At 38.0% G+C, this 16,840-nt stretch carries 18 protein-coding genes; 5 read left to right on the plus strand and 13 right to left on the minus strand.

Going from position 1 to position 16,840, the window contains the following annotated elements; translation table 11 throughout:
- Positions 1-169: 169 nt before the first annotated feature.
- Genes hpt through LEP1GSC195_RS15845 form a run of 3 tightly spaced genes read right to left on the minus strand, consistent with a single transcriptional unit; the run spans position 170 to position 1,833 of the window.
- A complete protein-coding gene (gene hpt / locus LEP1GSC195_RS15835; protein WP_015681406.1) occupies positions 170-682 on the minus strand; it encodes a hypoxanthine phosphoribosyltransferase in 513 nt (170 codons plus the stop codon).
- Positions 679-1,191, minus strand: a complete 513-nt coding sequence (locus tag LEP1GSC195_RS15840) for a SixA phosphatase family protein (protein ID WP_015680944.1) — start codon at positions 1,189-1,191, stop codon at positions 679-681. Before LEP1GSC195_RS15840 ends, hpt begins: the two co-directional genes overlap by 4 nt.
- Before the next feature lie 45 nt (positions 1,192-1,236).
- Complete coding sequence (locus LEP1GSC195_RS15845; protein WP_039927304.1) at positions 1,237-1,833, minus strand: response regulator transcription factor; 597 nt, start codon at positions 1,831-1,833, stop codon at positions 1,237-1,239.
- A gap of 6 nt (positions 1,834-1,839) precedes the next feature.
- On the opposite strand from LEP1GSC195_RS15845, the gene LEP1GSC195_RS15850 reads away from it, so the two are divergent.
- On the plus strand, positions 1,840-4,263 hold the full coding sequence (locus tag LEP1GSC195_RS15850) for a hybrid sensor histidine kinase/response regulator (RefSeq protein WP_015681044.1): 2,424 nt from the start codon (positions 1,840-1,842) through the stop codon (positions 4,261-4,263).
- Here LEP1GSC195_RS15850 and LEP1GSC195_RS15855 read toward each other — a convergent pair.
- The 4 genes from LEP1GSC195_RS15855 to LEP1GSC195_RS15870 all read right to left on the minus strand — a co-directional run bounded on the left by LEP1GSC195_RS15855 (position 4,255) and on the right by LEP1GSC195_RS15870 (position 7,981).
- On the minus strand, positions 4,255-4,827 hold the full coding sequence (locus tag LEP1GSC195_RS15855) for a DUF1569 domain-containing protein (RefSeq protein ID WP_015681685.1): 573 nt from the start codon (positions 4,825-4,827) through the stop codon (positions 4,255-4,257). The genes LEP1GSC195_RS15850 and LEP1GSC195_RS15855 overlap by 9 nt on opposite strands.
- Positions 4,828-4,839: 12 nt before the next feature.
- A complete protein-coding gene (locus tag LEP1GSC195_RS15860) occupies positions 4,840-5,559 on the minus strand; it encodes a TerC family protein (protein WP_198012812.1) in 720 nt (239 codons plus the stop codon).
- Positions 5,560-5,633: 74 nt separating this feature from the next.
- Positions 5,634-7,058 carry a hypothetical protein gene (locus LEP1GSC195_RS15865; protein ID WP_015681142.1) on the minus strand — a complete coding sequence of 475 codons (1,425 nt, stop codon included), beginning with the start codon at positions 7,056-7,058 and terminating at the stop codon, positions 5,634-5,636.
- A complete protein-coding gene (locus LEP1GSC195_RS15870) occupies positions 7,043-7,981 on the minus strand; it encodes an RluA family pseudouridine synthase (RefSeq protein WP_015682588.1) in 939 nt (312 codons plus the stop codon). The genes LEP1GSC195_RS15865 and LEP1GSC195_RS15870 overlap by 16 nt, the downstream gene beginning before the upstream one ends.
- A gap of 56 nt (positions 7,982-8,037) precedes the next feature.
- On the opposite strand from LEP1GSC195_RS15870, the gene loa22 reads away from it, so the two are divergent.
- The 3 genes from loa22 to LEP1GSC195_RS15885 all read left to right on the plus strand — a co-directional run bounded on the left by loa22 (position 8,038) and on the right by LEP1GSC195_RS15885 (position 9,362).
- Positions 8,038-8,607 carry an OmpA family outer membrane lipoprotein Loa22 gene (loa22, locus tag LEP1GSC195_RS15875; RefSeq protein ID WP_198012813.1) on the plus strand — a complete coding sequence of 190 codons (570 nt, stop codon included), beginning with the start codon at positions 8,038-8,040 and terminating at the stop codon, positions 8,605-8,607.
- Positions 8,608-8,850: 243 nt separating this feature from the next.
- Positions 8,851-8,988 carry a hypothetical protein gene (locus LEP1GSC195_RS19755; protein ID WP_015681005.1) on the plus strand — a complete coding sequence of 46 codons (138 nt, stop codon included), beginning with the start codon at positions 8,851-8,853 and terminating at the stop codon, positions 8,986-8,988.
- Between the two features lie 23 nt (positions 8,989-9,011).
- Complete coding sequence (locus LEP1GSC195_RS15885; protein WP_040506847.1) at positions 9,012-9,362, plus strand: DUF3147 family protein; 351 nt, start codon at positions 9,012-9,014, stop codon at positions 9,360-9,362.
- Positions 9,363-9,365: 3 nt separating this feature from the next.
- Here the strand turns inward: LEP1GSC195_RS15885 and LEP1GSC195_RS15890 are convergent, their stop codons facing one another.
- The 6 genes from LEP1GSC195_RS15890 to LEP1GSC195_RS15920 form a co-directional block, all read right to left on the minus strand.
- Positions 9,366-9,968, minus strand: coding sequence for a class I SAM-dependent methyltransferase (locus LEP1GSC195_RS15890; protein WP_015682694.1), 603 nt, complete (start codon positions 9,966-9,968; stop codon positions 9,366-9,368).
- Between the two features lie 33 nt (positions 9,969-10,001).
- Positions 10,002-10,418: a type II toxin-antitoxin system VapC family toxin gene (locus LEP1GSC195_RS15895; protein ID WP_015681283.1), complete on the minus strand. Its 417-nt coding sequence runs from the start codon at positions 10,416-10,418 to the stop codon at positions 10,002-10,004.
- The gene (locus LEP1GSC195_RS15900; protein WP_015680729.1) at positions 10,396-10,656 is read right to left on the minus strand and encodes a ribbon-helix-helix protein, CopG family; all 261 of its coding nucleotides are present in this window, start codon (positions 10,654-10,656) and stop codon (positions 10,396-10,398) included. Before LEP1GSC195_RS15900 ends, LEP1GSC195_RS15895 begins: the two co-directional genes overlap by 23 nt.
- A gap of 463 nt (positions 10,657-11,119) precedes the next feature.
- A complete protein-coding gene (locus tag LEP1GSC195_RS15910) occupies positions 11,120-12,229 on the minus strand; it encodes a hypothetical protein (protein ID WP_015681143.1) in 1,110 nt (369 codons plus the stop codon).
- A gap of 14 nt (positions 12,230-12,243) precedes the next feature.
- Positions 12,244-13,713, minus strand: a complete 1,470-nt coding sequence (locus LEP1GSC195_RS15915; RefSeq protein ID WP_015682136.1) for a DNA methyltransferase — start codon at positions 13,711-13,713, stop codon at positions 12,244-12,246.
- 396 nt (positions 13,714-14,109) lie between these two features.
- The gene (locus tag LEP1GSC195_RS15920) at positions 14,110-15,072 is read right to left on the minus strand and encodes an LA_2444/LA_4059 family outer membrane protein (protein WP_015682762.1); all 963 of its coding nucleotides are present in this window, start codon (positions 15,070-15,072) and stop codon (positions 14,110-14,112) included.
- 153 nt (positions 15,073-15,225) lie between these two features.
- Here LEP1GSC195_RS15920 and LEP1GSC195_RS15925 point away from each other — a divergent pair, with 153 nt between their 5' ends.
- Entirely contained in the window at positions 15,226-16,839 is a 1,614-nt protein-coding gene (locus LEP1GSC195_RS15925; protein WP_015681436.1) for a fumarate hydratase, read from the plus strand.
- The last annotated feature ends 1 nt before the right edge of the window (position 16,840 follow it).

Here is a 16,840-nt window from a genome sequence, read left to right on the forward strand (position 1 = left end):
ATAGATTCAGGAAGAGGGATTTTGGCAATATGTTTTTTAATGCATTGCCTTGGGAAATAAATTTCTTCCGATTAACGATTGGAGACCATTCGTTTTGTAGTAAATTTCATCTAATTCACATTAGTTGAATCTTTTAGAGTTTATAACTCAAATAATTTCGTTAAAAACCTCACTCCGTTCCTTCTAGTTTTGCCACATAAGGCAGGTTACGATACTGACCTTTGTAATCTAAACCATAACCTACTAAAAATTCATCTTCGATAATGAAACCTGGATAATGAACGGGAATATGAGGATTTGCTTTGTTTTGTTTCCAAAATAATGCAGCCACTCTTAAGTCTTTGGGATTTTGTTTTCCCACTTCTTCCAAAAGATATTCTAATGTTTTTCCTGTATCCACAATGTCTTCCACAAGGAGGACCGATTTATTTTTCACAGATTTTTTAAGTTCTTTGGTGATTTTTAGATTTCCGGAAGTGGTTCCGTCTTCATAAGAAGAGGCAGCCATAAAGTCTACCTCATGGGGGATGGCAATGCTACGGCAAAGATCTGCCGTGAAGATAAATCCACCATTTAAGATGCCAATGACAACTAGGTCTTTGCTTAGGAAATCGCGCGAGATCTCCCTTGCCAGTTCTTCTACACGGTGATGGATTCGTTCTTCTGAATATAAAGGTTTCATTCTTTGCCTATTTGCCCAGGGATCCAGAATACTGCCAGTTGGCAACTTCCCCAACTAAGATTTTTCCATGATTCTTCGGAAAAACTCAAGCCGAGAAATGAGGCTGTGGGAAATTTCTGAAATTTTGTGGGACTAGTTTCCCCAAAGAGAAGGGCACTTCCCAATTCCTCTAACCCAGGATTGTGGCCGACCAAGCAGACAGAACGAACGCTTGGCGAAAGTCCCTGTAATAAAAAAAGTAGGTCTTCCTTATCCGAGTCGTAAATGGACTCTCGTAGTTCCGGTTTTGGGAACCGTAAGATTTCTTTACGAAGATTTGCGTATGTTTTTTGCGTCCTGTCTGCTGGCGAAACCAAACATTGGTCAAATTCAAAACGACTTTCTTTTAAATAATCTCGCAGGGCTTTGGATTGTTCTTTCCCTCGGCGAGAGAGTGACCGTTCCAAATCAGAATCATAAGGTTCATCCCATTCTGATTTGGCATGGCGCAGTAAATAAATTTGTTTCATACTAATAGATTAGTCGAAACAAACGAATCGGAAATCACGAAACTGCTATTTTTGTATTTCTTTTTCGTACTTGGAAATGAGTTCGTTGTTGTTTTTACAAGAGAATTTGGTACGCATTTGGTTGAGATGGTATTCCACGGTTTTTCTCGACTTTTGGATCCTGTCCGCCACTTCGTTTTGAGAAAGTCCTTGCACGAGTAAATTCAGAATCTCCATTTGAAACGCAGAGAAAGGAAGTTGCACTTTACTCACTCCTTCCGAAACAAAGGATCCACCCTTCATCACAAGTTCAATGACTTCGGGAAGTTTGGAAATGGGATCTGACTTTAGCATGTACCCATCGGCCTTTGCTTTGAGAGCATCTTCTACATACACCCGACTTCCATGCAAAGAAAAGATAATGACTTTTGTAGGTTGGTGTTTTTCTTTAATCTCACGCAAAACATCGATACCGTTACGATCTGGTAGGTCGATGTCTAAAACCAAAAGATCAATGGGACTAGATTCTAAAAAATGAAACAAATCGGCAGCCGTTCGAAATTCTCCGGCAAGAGAAAAGAAAGGATTGGATTTCAGGATAGATATGATTCCTTCAGTGACAACGGAATGATCTTCTAAGATGGCAATTTTAACGGATTCCACAGCCTTATGATTCTCAGAGTATTCTTCACATCCATCCAAAAATATTTTTCAGACTTACTTATTTTTTGTAGTTATCCCTTAATTTTGATCTTAATCCTTCTCGGCACCACCTCCTGCCGGTTTGACGCCTACCCAACCTTACTGGCAAAAGATGGTGTTCTGGACGTCCAGTCTGTGAACTTTTCAGGGGAAACCATAAACCTCACTGGGAAATGGGAATTCTATTGGAATGAGTTTTTAGACCCAAAAGCAGATTCTCCTGAACACAAATCTTACCTAAAAGTGGGTGTTCCTTGGTTTTCTCAGGAAAATGAAGATGGAGAAGGTTATCCAAGTTTTGGATTTGCTACATACCGCCTAACAGTTATTTTGCCTGAGCCACCTTATGGAAATGAACCTTTTACTCTTTTAGTTCCTGCATTGCATAGCGCTTATAAAATTTATGCAAATGGTGAGTTGGTTGCCGAAAATGGAGTCATAGCAAAAACAGCAGAGAAACACCGACCTTCCTTTCATTCCAAAATCATTCCGCTTAAAACTGTCTCTAAAAAGTTGGATTTAGTAATTCATATATCCAACTTTTCACATAAGTATGCCGGTATCCATGGACTCATACGGTTAGGAAAACTTCAAAATATCATTCACATCTGGAACGTAAATTTTACTGTCTCTTGGATCATTATGATATTTCTGGCAATCTATCATGCGTTAGTTTATTTTATCAATCGTTCCGAACGGAATGCACTTCGAATGGCTTTTGTATACTTAGGAATTCTGATTTTATCTTCTACTCTCATCGAAACAAGAATTCTATTTAATCTATTTTCGGATGAATATTGTATCATGTTGTTTCGATTTTCTCGGATCGGATTTGTTTTGGTTATGTATTTTGGGGCTTATATTCTACTCAATATGACTCAAATACGTTTTTTTAAACGTATGTTGATTTTTTTAAAACTATATGCACTCACATTTTTACTTGTCGCAATGTTCACACCTATTTCTTACCTCGCAGATATATCTTTTTGTTTTGAGATTCTTTCTGGTGCTTTTGTATTTTTGGGACTACTTTCTGTTTCATTGGCATTGTACTTTCAAAGAAAGGAAAGTCGGTTGTATTTTTTCAGTTTGTTATTGGCAATCATCGGTGGGTTCATTGACATTTTTTTGATCGCCAATCCAAGTTTTGGATATAGACCCTTGGGTCTTGTTTCTTTATACTTATTTATTTTCCCACAGACTTTAGGTGTTACCTTGGGCCTTGTTCGTGTTTACAAACGCTCTGAATCTTTATCAAAAGAATTGTATAAAAGAAAAGAAGCATTAGAAAAAAAAGTCAAAGCCCGTACATTGGAATTAGAAAATGCAAACCGTTGGAAGGCGAACTTTGTGTCTCTCATTTCGCATGACTTACGTTCGCCGCTAAACAGTGTGAATCAAATTCTAGATGTAATCGATTTTAGTTTTAGCGAAACAACCGAGGAAGAAAAAAAGAAATTTTTAGAAATTTGTAAAACAGGAGTCACACAATCTCTGCGAATGTTAGAGCAGTTACTCGATGTAAGCCGATTTGATGCCTTTGGAACAAAACTCATTCAAACTCGTTTTTGTGTAAACGAACTGCTGAATGAAATCATAGAATCAGTAGAACCACTTGCGACACTCAAAGGAATTCGAATCCAAAAAGATACTCCCATTCAAGCAGATATCATTGCCGACCGAACTTTGATCGGAGAAGTGTTTAAAAATATTTTAACTAACTCCATCAAATATTCTTATCTCAATTCTGAAGTATGGATTGGTGTTTCTTACAAAGGAAAATGGCTTTCAGTGGAAATTCGCGATCGCGGTTTAGGGATGAGCGAAGAACAAATCCATAAACTAACCGGGGAAGAAAATATCAAAAGTATGCCGGGAACGGCTGGAGAAAGAGGAACGGGGCTTGGTTTACAACTCTGTACAAATATTCTCGAAGCTCATTTTGGAAAACTGCGAATCAAATCTGTGCTTGGGGTTGGCTCTTCCTTTGAAATTTCTCTATCGAAGAGTATTAAGTCAGTACTCCTTGTCGATGATTCCGGTAACTTTAGATCTGACCTTGCGGAAGTTATGCGAAGAAATCAGTGGATTGTGATCGAAGCCGGAAACGGGGAGGAAGCTCTCTCTCATTTATCTAGAATTACTCCATCGCTAATTATTACTGATTTACAAATGCCAGGAATGAATGGGATTTCTTTGATCCACGAGTGGGAAGGGCGTCGTCACCAAGACCAAAAAATTCCAATCATCCTGATTAGTTCGGATGCCCCTCTTTCTGGTGGTGATAAATTTTTGGAAGAAGAAGGACTAGAAACTATCGTTTCTGCTTATTTTTCGAAAATGTATAAGGCAGAGGATCTCTGCCAACAGATAGAATCTATTTTACATTAATATTCGTTCCATGTGATTTTTGATATGTAGGCTGTGAGCAACTTCGTATTCTTCTTTGGTGAGATCACCATAAGCAAAATGAGGTCTTAAAGAAGACTCTTTTGTTTTGGAAAAATCATCGATGGCTTGAATCAGTCTTTTAATTCCCACTTTTAGTTCCGTAACATTGGCTATGTCTTCAGCACCAGGAATGGGTTCTTCCAGTCCGTGATTCATTTTGTTTTTGAATGCAAAAATGGAAAAGGCAACTTTGCCAACAGAGCCTCGAAAGAGGGAAGACTTCATTTCTGGATACCCTTTCAATGAGTACTCGATGCTTTGCGCACAGTGGGCAAACACCTTGCCTGGACTCCAGTTACCAGCCAGTTGAATTCCTTTCGGATCGGATTGTAACCCGACAAGTAAAACACGGAAGTCGGAAAGATCATCTGCTTCTAACCAAGGAGATTCTTTAGCGGCTGTTTGTGGAATAGTTTCTTCTTCTGATTTGGATTCACTTTGTAAAGGAAGTTGAAGAATCGTATACAACAAAGCAGATCGTTTGATAAATTCTTTTCGTTTCATTAGAATTCTCCTTTAATGTTTTTTTTCAGGTTGGGAACGAAGTTTCATATTTAAGAACTCTACCATCACCGAAAAACACATTGCGAAGTAAATGTACCCTTTCGGAATGTGTAATTCCAATCCTTCTCCAAGAAGTGCCACACCAATCAAAATTAAGAAACTAAGCGCTAAAATTTTTATGGTTGGGTGCCTATCTACAAAATCGGAAATACTCCCACTCGATAATAACATAAACCCTACGGACAAAACAACGGCCGTAATCATCACACCTAATTGGTCTGTCATACCTACTGCTGTAATGACCGAATCTAATGAAAACACAATATCCAAAATCATAATTTGAATGATGGTTTTGGTAAAAGAAACTCGTTTTGCCGATTCTTCGCCTAACTCGGATTCTCCTTCCAGTTTGTGGTGGATTTCTGTGGTTGACTTTGCAATGAGAAAAAGTCCTCCCAAAATCAGAATGATGTCACGGCCACTGATGGAATGGTTTAGGATCGTAAAAACGGGAGCCGTGAGTTTCATAATTAGAGAAAGGGAAAATAATAAAAGGATACGAGTAAACATGGCTAACATCAGACCAATTTGGCGCGCAGACTTTTGTTTGGTTTTGGGTAACCGAGAAGATAAAATGGAGATAAAGATGATGTTGTCAATGCCCAGGACAATTTCCAAAGCAGTTAAAGTAAAAAGGGCAAGCCATACCGAGGGGTCGGAAAGAATTTCTATCATACGATCCTAAAGTCTTAAAAATAAAAAAGGAATCAATCCAAATCCTAAACTTTGGTGCACAAAGCTTGAAACTAGCGCCGGTAAAAATACCAACCTTCACATTCGCCCGCCAACCGAACTCCTTTCCAGAGATTTAGATTTTCTTTGGATTCTGTGATTCCCCAAGAAAATTCTCCAAAAGGTTTTTCTCCTAGTCCTTTGTCCCAAGTTCTGTTGGAGATCCAGGGATAATAGACGGCTTCTTTTGTGAAAGGAACCAAAGTCCAATCTCTATCGGAAAAAACATAAATGTATTTGATCGGCCAATAGGTCGCAGCACCCGGAACTTTTTCGTCAAACTCGGAAAGACATTCTAATTTATGAGCCCGTTTGGTTTCGCCTTCCTTGATTGCATTTGCCAAAAGGGGATATCTTTCATTATAGAGGAAAACAATCCCAATAAACAAAGCTAAGGTGGCGAACGATCGAATGAGAGGAATCATTGCCACTAACCGGAAGACAAGATAAAAAAAACAAAAAGGCAGAAAGTATAAATAACGAAAGTTAAGCTCTATTTGAAAAATAAAAAGAGCTACCACGGATAGAATGGGAGATAAAAGAAAGACAGAGTCTAGAAATCCTTTTTTCCATTCGGAACGAAAAATCAAAATCAGAATGTAAATTCCGAATAGGACAAAATACCAATAAAACCAATCGACGAATATCGGGTGTTTGGTGACAGATTCCACAAGTGCAGAAATCCAAGCATTCGGATCTTTAAAAAACCAAACTACGGCTGAATGGATTCGTTCCATTGTGGGCAGGTCTTTGGAGGTTATGATTCCAATCCCTAAATGACGTAAACCCCATTGCCAAACTTTTCCCAAACCAAAACCTAAAAGAACCAATCCAATGGGATAGATGGACCTCCTACCTAAACGGACCACTGCATATACCAACAGGAAGGGCGCAATGTTTACAAAGAACCAATACTCGGAAATCCAAACGAGAGAAATCACAAAGAAAAACCTTAGACTCTGGTTTCGATTTTGCGCATCCCAGCGATGGATTTCATACAGTGTGTAGGCTGCGAAGAAAAAGATCATTGCATGGAAGGCAGGTAAAAAAAACTGCCCAAGGTCGTTTGGCCAAATTCCAGAGAGAGCCAAAAACCCCAAAGAAAACAAATACGATTTTGTGTTTTTGATCCCTAAGGCCTTGGCCAAATAATAAGGCATCACAAAGGATAAAAATCCAAAGGCCCAATGAAAGGAATACACTGATTTCAAAACAGGGTAAAATAGGATCGCAAGTCCAATTTCTGGAAACAGATAGGAACAAGGGGGAAGGTTCCAACCGCGTACCCCCGCCCATCCACTCATCCAAATATCTTTGGCAAAAAGATAAGGGTACAAAACATCACTATCCGTTCCCACACCCAAATGGTTTTCATAAATGGCATCATAAAATAAATGAAAGGTGCCAAAGAGAATGAGAAGGATTAATAACTTGGACATTTCCTTTCAAACGTTTTGAATCTTTCTGGAAATTCCAACTCCACTAAGATCCGTTTGTCGGGTATGAAGGGATGCGGGAATTCTAATCGTTTGGCAAAAAGAAGGAGGCCATATTGGGTATAATCTTTTGCGGAGCGAGAGTACAAACTGTCCCCCACAACAGGGCAACCCAACTTTGCCATATGAACACGGATTTGGTGGGTACGGCCTGTTTCTAACCCAAGTTTCATCAGACTAAATTTACGACCCGTTTGTGTTTGGACAATTTTTTCTGTTTTATAATGAGTGATGGCCATTCGTCCATCTTCTCTGACACACATCTTCACTCGTTCCACGGGATGTCGTCCAATCGGTAAGTTCACTGTACCTTCCGCTTCCACAGGAGCTTGGAGCACCCAAGCGTAATAGGTTTTATCAACCAACCTTTCTTGGAAAAGTTTAGAAAGTGCTGCATGGGCCCGATCGGTTTTTGCAATGATAAGGACACCTTCTGTCGGTTTGTCTAACCGGTGCACAATTCCTGGACGACGTTCACCGCCTGTGGCTGATAGGTTTTTGAACTGGTGTAATAGTCCATTCACAAGCGAAGGTTGGTCGTCCCCCGGTCCACTGTGGCAAGCAATCCCAGCTTTCTTATGGATAACCATAAATTCGTCTTCGTCATAGAGGACAGGTATGTCCATAGCAATCGGTTCGAGTCGGGAAGGGGGTCTTGCGATCACATCCACGACGTACTCTTCACCAAGAGTCACCTTATATCCGTTTTTATGGGCGAGTTGTTCTTTGGTTTTGTTTGTCACAAATCCAGAATCAATCCACTTTTGAACGGTAGAACGGCTGAGATCGTCTCCAGCATTGTCTTTTAGAAAGACATCCAGGCGACTTTGGTCATAATCTTCGGAAACGGTTAGAAATATTTGCATTTTCGGTTGTTATCTAATGAAAAGAACTAAACTATGGAAACATTAAGGTAGGTCAACTGATGAAAAAAGGATTTTTTTTAAGCCTCATCCTCCTCGCAGGTCTTTCGCTTTCATTAACGAATTGTTCGTCTTCTGAAGAAAAAGAGACACCAAAAGAAACAACTTCCACAACAGGAACAACATCCAATGTTTCTTCCAGAGATCTCAATGCAGCTCTTTTGGACGAAATCAATGTAGCACTCAAAGACTACCGTTATCCAGACGGCGTTCGTCGCAGAGGTTTTAGCTACAAACAAGCGGACATCCAAGCAGAAGATTTCAAAACTTGGGCAAAAGACAATGTTTCTTACATCAAAGATGCTCTTGCAAAACTTCCTGAAGGTTACGCACTTGAAGTGACTGGTCATGCAGACGCTTCTGGTCCAGAAGAAGCAGAAGGTGCTAAAAAAGGAAACGGATACTACTCACAAATTCGTTCTGATGCTGTGAAAGACGCTCTTGTAAAACAAGGAATCCCTGCTGACAAATTGGTGACGAAAGCTGCTGGTTCTTCTAAACCAATTTCTGGTTTTGATGAAAAAGACGCGATCAACCGCCGAGTGACTTTTCAAGTTGTTTCTAAATAAGAAAGTTCACTTTTTAAACTAGAGATTTTTCTCTAAATGAAAACCCACCCCTTTGGTGGGTTTTTTTATACCCGATGAGGTTTTGTAAGCAATATAGATTGGTTGATTTAAAAGTTTGGGCGCCTCGGATTGGTTATGCGAATCAAAGTTTTTTTCTATACCGACCGCGCTATCCGCTACAATCTTTCCTGCGGAAAAGATTTCCGCTTCTATCGCTGGCGCGGGGATGGGAACCTGAAATCTATGATTCAACAAATCAGATCTGAGTTAGATTTTTCTACTGTATCCCTTCGGAAATCTGATAAACTCACACACCATGCCAAACACCATCGGAGAATCCTTCCAAGAAGTAAATGTAAGAATAGACGAAAAAAAGAATAACGATCCAAGATGTTAACTCAGCTATGTTATATCTTATAATAAAATATTTAGTCACGGCGGCCCTCATTGTCATCATATCGGAAATCGCAAGGAGGAATGATCGTATGGGGAGTCTCATCGCATCGCTTCCATTGGTCACCATTCTTACTTTGTTCTGGTTGAAATTTGAAAACACTAGTGCCGAAAAAATCTCCAACCATGCTTATTATACTTTTTGGTTTGTAATACCCACACTCCCTATGTTTTTACTATTTCCAAAACTGAATGCCAATTACGGTTTCTGGATTGCTATCTTAAGTAGCATTGTTTTTACGATTGTTTTGTTTTATCTGTATCAGTTGGTTTTGAATCGATTGGGAATTCGATTGTTTTAGAAACTAAATATATTTTTCCCCTGTTGCTAAAAACAAAGAAGCATCTTCATGCATAAAAATATTTTTACCATGGTGGATGGTTCTTATCTCAATATTTTTGAACCCAACTTCAGCAAATAAGGATCTAATTTCGGTATTTGTAAATCCATTGTGGACTTTGGGGTGGTTTATCTTTTCATTTTTATCAAAATCAACCACTATCAGCTTTCCGTTAGGGTTTAAGATTTCATAAAAATATTTTAGAATTCTTTTTGTATCAGGGATATGCAAAAGGACAAGAGAAACAAGTAAGAGATCAGCTTTTTTTGTTTTAGTATTTTGGAGAAAGTTGGAATGGATCACTTCTGCATTGGTAATATTTGTTTTTTTGATTTTCTCTCTGACTAGGTCCAACATAGGTTCAGAAGAATCGATAAAGACGATCCGACCGACTAAGGATACCAAACTAAGACCTACAAGTCCAGTGCCACAACCGTAATCAAATAAGGTTTTGGATTGGCTGTCCCTACATTCGTTTTGGACTGCATTGGTTATGACTTGGGCTAAGTCTTTCCGTTCGGTTGTATCATACTTATTGGCAATTTGGTCGAAAACATTTGGTTCCATATTGGCTAGGTATTAGACGGCGATGGGTCGCATTTAGACTTTCAAGAGGTTTTGTAAATACTTTCCCTTTAAGTTTTTATAAATCGAAAAATCTGAATCAATACTTAAAATCTTTTCGATTCCTAGTTTTTCCGAAATACACATTAAAGAAGCATCTGCTAAATCCATTGGTAAATCTGAATATTTTCTCATTCGATTTTTGATATATTTAAGATCTTCAATGCTTAAATCAAAAATTTGGATACTTCCTCTTTCAATCCATTCAAGAAAATCTGATTGAGCTTCCATGGAAAAAGATAGCAGGTAAACAACTTCGGTAACGACAGGCCAGGAAGATATTAATTCACCTGTATATGATTTAAGATATTTTAAAGTTGGTTTGTGAAATTTATCTTTTGAATTAAATAGGGCAATGATCGGACCAGAATCAATGAGAGCTACGTTTTTCATTTTTCTTTCCAAAGACTTCATGTAGGTATGTTTTTCTATTCTGAGCTAAATCGGTAATTTCGGAATTATGTTTTCCGAATAAATCCAACCCAAGTTCAAATGGAGTTTTACTTGTACCTCGATTTTTAATGTATTCTAGAATAGAATCTTTTACTATTTCTGTACGAGTTTTTCCTTCAGATTTTGCAAATGAATCTAATTTTCTTTCTAGTTCTGGCGGTAGACGTAAACTGATCATATTTCGAAATGTATCACATATTTGTATTACAGTCAAGTAGTGTTTATAACTTTTTCTGTTTATCGGGTTAAATTTCGCAACCTCGCGGATGCAAGCTAGTTACAGGAGGACAATTTGGTGCAGGCCGAGCGAGGGGAAGAAACTGTTAGGCGGAGATTTTCTGTTGCTGGCAAATAATTTAGTGTAATTTTGTCGATTCTTCATCATTTGAAGAAGAGCCTCCATTCGTTTTTCTTTGATAAGCAGATCTGCTCGTTCTTGACTAATTGCTTTGTGATCTACGTGGAGTAAATTTCTGAATCCACGATGTTCCATCGTATTTTTTTTCAGACTATCGATCCAGCCGAAGCAAATACCATTAGGATTGTTGCAAAAATACTTATGCAACAAAATTTATCGACGGTCAAGCGAGGGCAAAGTTTGGAAGAGAAGGGGACGGCGGAGTTATGCTACGTCCCAAAAACTATTTAGTGATGAAGATAATATCTGATAGAGATTTAAAAGAATTTGGTTTGCCAGGATAGTTATATTCCACTAATAAATTCGATAGATTAACATTTTTAAATTTATTTAGAAAGGAATGTATGGCAGGAGTAAGTAAATCTAGGTTTCGCTTTAATTTCCATGAACCTGAAAAATCATCATTATCTATCAAAACCAGGAAAATCCGATTTTCTGATCCAAATCGCATCTCACCCTGATTTTCGTATAACCATTTGATTAAATCTCGAGAGTTAGAAATAGTGTTAGTGATTATTTTCTTATTTTCTAATCTGATCCCCTCTAATACTTCAGATGCTTCTTTAGTTCCTTTGTCCTTCATTTTCTCAGCGATTTCATAATATATATCTGAATCTTTAGCATTTTTATCATAAGGAATGCTGAGTTCCTTTGCTTTTGCTTTTAGAAAGGTAAGTTCGACAGGAAGACCAGATTCTTTTCTTTTCTTCTTTAGATACTCAGAAGGGAAATATGTTACTTTTAAGTCAAAAGGGATGTTGTTTATAAAGAAGTCGACACCCTTTATCTGACCGACTGTAGGTAAAACTGTGCTATGTGATTTGAAAATATGTTCAATCAAGATGCTAGACCAGTGATTATACCAACTATTGAGAACATAACCCTGGACGACTGAATTTATTTCCGTCTCAAATTTGGATATTAGAACATCAAAATTTGTGATTTTTTTCACGTAATGACTTATAAGATATTTATCTAAAGAATTTTGGTAATCGCCTCCCCATTGAAAAACTTTCAATTTGTAGAGCTCGGAGACTAGTTTCTGTTGATCTAAACTACTTAGAATATTTTTATTCGACTCCTTTATAAAACTATCAAGAAGTCGATGCGATTTTTCCGGATTTGTTTTAAGAATGTCAAATAATTCTACAAATGATTTTGTTAAGGTGTTTTGAGAAAGTTTAATTGAATTTTTACTTAGGAAATCACTTAGAATATCTTTTCGTATTATCGATTTTACTTTAAGCCATAATTGGGCTTCAGAGTTTGTGTTAAATTCTTGCAAGTTCTCTGAATTATGAAGCTTGAGCCATTTAATGAATTCTTTAGACATCTTTTTACTCTTGTTTAACTTTCAATTTTCGGTAAGTATGAAATCCAACCAGGTAGCTTTTCAAGCTCATGATTTTCCATTATGATTGACTTATTTTTAACCATCACTAATACAAAATCAGTTTTCATTCCACCTTTTCGATTATCTTGAACTACGGAGTTCGCAGAATATTCCATCGGAAAGGCACCTATATAATTCAGATTGCTTGTGCTAGACAATAATTCCATAAATTTCCAACTTTGTTTATCACGAGCATTATAATATAACAAAAATAGACCATCATCCTTTAATACTCTGCTCGACTCAGAGATAAATAATGTCATATCATTGATATAGCTTGGCTTTTTCTTATTTCGTTCTTTTGCATTAGAAACTATTATTTCATCTTCAAAAATTACTTTCTTATTGAGAATTGAATTCCATAGTTCACTTAATTCTAGATATGGAATTCTGTCGCTATGGGGAGGATCAGTACAGATTAGTTTAATTGATTTATCTGGTATTTCTTTTAAACTTAGAAGACAATTGGCGTGTATAATAGCTGCTCCATTATTAACTTTTAGAAGTGAGTCTATTGAATCGTGCACAGTATATTTTTTGATTAAAGTGTCTTGTAAAGATTTATATAATTTTGTTGCTCTACTTTCAAAACAATTCCACACGTTGATTTCGAAATGTAGGTTAGGTTTCCAAAAGCCAATAACCCAGCTTCCGACTTCAATTTTTTCAGAAACTAGATTTTTTGTTTTTCCCCGGCCAGTTATTGCAAAAACCATAGATGACATTTGACCAGAGGATGATGTTAAAGTTAAATACAATGCTCTTTTAATTGGATCTGGGTATTTTTCTACTTCATCTATTATTAAATCTATGTTATATAGTGCTCTTCTCGTAAATAAATCAGTTATTGCCATTTCTGCTTTTGAATTAATTCGCGAATTTGTAAAGAATGTTGATTTCCTTATATTTCTCGGTTCATAGTCTGAATACTTGTTGATTTGATTCTGATCTATATCGCTTGGATCAGCCTCCAGTCTATTCCGACCAGTTTCAGGTCGCCGCCAGACGCTAACCAGTGAACCTTCTTTCCAAAGAAAATGGGATGCAATTTTTCCATTTTCAGTTTTGTACGTTGAATTAATTTTTTCTTTTATTGATTTTTCAATTTCATTGAATGCTTGAATATACTCGCTTGGGTTTGGTAAATCCAGAATAAACTTGGTATGCTCAATAGAAAACGGATTGATATCAACACCAATGAACCTTCTGTTTCTAAGTAAACATTCGCGACTTATCAGACCGGAACCTAAGAAAGGATCTAAGACAATATCGGTTTCATCTGTGTAATTCTGTATAAAATAAGCCAAGCTTTCCGTTGGCTTTTTTCCCCAATATTTATGAAAAGAGAATATTCCCTTGTAAGTCTCGGGGTTACTGATATCATCAACGGTTTTTTCATTTAGGTCAAAGAGTGTCTGTTGCATATTGCCTTGTGCAAGATTAAAAAAAATAGTTCTTATAGTCTAGCACACTAAACTCTATAATTTCACAGAATATTTGAAATTTAGTTGCGTTTATGGGACGGCTTAAAACCTGAATTTTTTTGCTCTGTTTTGCTACAAATGTGTTACGCATCCCGAGGTCTACATTTCAGGATGGCACCTAAGTCCATACGTCCGCCCCTCTCGCTCTATTTCAATCACAACCAAACTCAGGTTTGTAGAGGCTTTGGCTGGCTAAGGTCACTGGAATTTTATCTGCATTTTTTGTATCGATTTCTTCACATATCACTTGTTATTGTGGATTTGTCAAGTAAGGAAACAAAATCCCATTGACTTTAGAAAGTATCGAAAACCTAACCTTAATCCTTTAACGATCCCTCAAAAACTCACCACCATCCCTATATAAATCCCGCGTAAGCTATCAAAGTTTTCGGATTTTTTAGGTAGGTTCATTTCCCAGGCGCCAGTGACAGAAGGGTTGGTGGAACCCAAATTCTCTGTGCTTCGACTCAACTGAATTTCATTATAATGTAAATAAGAGAATTTGGAGACGATCATATTGTAACCCACAAAGAATTTCATGTTAGGATGAAATGAATAGGAAAGAGAACCATCAAATTCGTATCCCCGAAAGATTCCACCAGTTCCTGAAGTGGATAAAGAATACTGAAACCGATCTTCCATAAGATTAGGTTGTTTGAAAAACCGAGTGCCTTGTGTATAAAACACATCCATGGTTAGGTGGAATGCAAAGTCTCCGGTGAGCTGGTAAATACTTTGCACAGAGACTTGTGGGCCATAGGTAAAAAAGTATTCTTTGAAAGTTCCTTGTCCTAGATAATTTCCATACAGGTAGCGATTGATGTTTCGAATCCCACCCCCTAAATAAAGCTTCCAATCGCTTGTGGGAGTGAAGGTTTTATATGCGTTGAATTCAAACTCCGAACGAGCCATAGGGGAAAGGTAAAACCGAGAAATATTGGGTCCTTGTGCCGGATGTTGATATAGGAGAGTGTTTGCGTTAACAATTTCAATTTCATAGTATGAGAGGTCTAATTTAAAACCCTTCGCCAAATTTTCATAACTGAATACAAAGGGAATAAGAACCTTTCCATTTTCCTTCAAAGCCGAACTAGAACGAGTAGGTGTTATAGTTTCATTTTTATCAGTAAGAGATGTGTATTCATAAGGCAAATACTGGTAGGTCTGTCTTTTTAAAAGTAAGCTAAATTTTGAGTTTTTATTTTTTTCTTCTGACCCTTGTGCGACTGCCACCGACTCCTCTGCAAATAGCATAGAAGAGAAAAAAATAAGTAAAATGGAAATGAGGCTCTGTTTCATTTTTCCTTTGTTATAGACCGATTTTTAAAAAAGAGAAACGATTTTTCCCTTCTACTTTCTCCTATTGTTTGGGGTGTTTCCAGAACCCCCGGTAAAAATTCATTTACTGGAAAGAGAATTCCCCAAACATAGAAGGATAGTTTAGAGGTTTCCATGCCAGAATTCTTTTATTCCGATCCCTTTCCACTTGGGGAAGATACAACTCCTTACAAATTGTTAACCAAAGATTTTGTAAGCACTGTCCCATTCGGGGATAAAGAAATTTTAAAAATCGAACCAGAAGGTTTGACCTTCCTTGCGGAAAAAGCCATGGAAGACATTGCCTTCTACCTCCGGCCAGGCCACCTGGAAAAAGTTCGTAAGATTTTAGATGATCCCGAAGCCACTAAAAATGATCGTTTTGTGGCAATGGCCCTTCTCAAAAATGCAGTCATTGCCGCAGACAAACAACTGCCTTCTTGCCAAGACACAGGAACGGGAATTGTAATGGGAAAAAAAGGAGAGTATGTGATCACCGGTGGAGACGATGCCGAAGCCCTCTCCAAAGGAATTTATAATACATACGTACAGCGTAACTTGCGTTATTCGCAAGTGGTTCCTCTTTCTATGTATGAAGAAACCAATTCCGGTTCCAACTTACCGGCTCAGGTGGATATTTACGCAACGCCTGGTCAAAAATATAGTTTTTTATTTATGGCAAAGGGGGGTGGGTCAGCCAACAAAACCTATCTTTATCAAGAAACCAAAGCTCTACTCAATCCAACATCTCTTGAAAAATTCATTTCGGAAAAAGTAGCAAATCTTGGAACTTCTGCTTGTCCTCCTTACCACATAGCGGTAGTTATCGGGGGAACTTCTGCGGAAGCCAATTTGAAAACCGTCAAACTGGCGTCAGCGGGTTACTTGGATCATTTACCCACTAAAGGAACCAAAGAAGGAACTGCTTTTCGGGATATCGAACTTGAAGAGAAGATGTTATTGGCTGCGCAAAAATCTGGAATTGGAGCTCAGTTTGGTGGAAAGTATTTAGCTCATGATTTTCGAATCATTCGTTTGCCAAGACATGGTGCTTCTTGCCCTGTGGGACTTGGGGTCAGTTGCAGTGCCGATCGCAATATCAAAGCCAAAATCACAAAAGACGGAATTTACTTAGAACAACTTGAATATGATCCGGCTCGTTTTTTACCTACAGTCGACGAATCAGATGCGGGAAACGAAACCGTTCATATCAATTTAAACCAACCGATGAATGAGATTCTCGGAATCCTAAACAAATATCCTGTCAAAACGCGTGTTATGTTGTCAGGAAGGCTGGTTGTGGCTCGTGATATTGCCCACGCCAAACTCAAAGAAAAACTAGATAAAGGCGAACCTCTTCCTGATTATTTCAAAAACCATCCTGTTTACTATGCGGGGCCTGCGAAAACTCCAGAAGGAATGCCGTCTGGTTCCTTTGGCCCTACAACGGCAGGACGAATGGATAGTTATGTTCCTCTTTTCCAAGAAAAAGGTTATTCCATGATCTCTCTTGCGAAAGGGAATCGTTCCAAAGTAGTGACCGACAGTTGTAAAAAGAATGGCGGATTCTATCTCGGATCCATCGGTGGACCTGCGGCTTTACTTGCCAAAGAAAATATTAAAAAGGTGGAAGTCCTCGATTTTCCCGAATTAGGAATGGAAGCCATCTGGTCGATTGAAGTGGAAAACTTTCCTGCCTTCATCGTTGTGGACGACAAAGGAAACGATTTTTTCCAGATGTTGAATTGAA

The sequence above is a fragment of the Leptospira wolbachii serovar Codice str. CDC genome (genome assembly GCF_000332515.2).
Classification (GTDB): domain Bacteria; phylum Spirochaetota; class Leptospiria; order Leptospirales; family Leptospiraceae; genus Leptospira_A; species Leptospira_A wolbachii.